General features: G+C 60.9%; 1 protein-coding gene. It reads left to right on the forward strand.

The genetic code is table 11. From position 1 onward, the window contains the following. Positions 1 to 69 precede the first annotated feature (69 nt). The coding region (locus Q5762_RS38815) for an SMR family transporter (protein ID WP_315897021.1) at positions 70 to 261 on the forward strand (192 nt) is incomplete at its 3' end.

Genomic DNA, 261 nt, shown 5'->3' on the forward strand with positions numbered 1-261 from the left:
GCCGTTCGAAGCCAAGTATGATCAAAGTGGCCAGGCGCTATGGCGCTTGACCATCGATCTGGAGCAGCCATGACCTTTGTGTATCTCGTGCTTGCGATTGTGGCAGAAGTCGTGGCGACCAGCGCCCTGAAAGCGTCGGAGGGCTTTACGCGTCCTGTGCCGAGCCTGCTGGTGGTGGTGGGTTACGGGGTGGCCTTTTACCTTTTGAGCCTGGTGCTGCGCACGCTGCCGGTGGGTATTGCCTACGCCATCTGGGCGGGG

Origin of the sequence: Streptomyces sp. P9(2023) (genome assembly GCF_032436795.1) — a bacterium.
Taxonomy (GTDB): Bacteria; Actinomycetota; Actinomycetes; order Streptomycetales; family Streptomycetaceae; genus Streptomyces.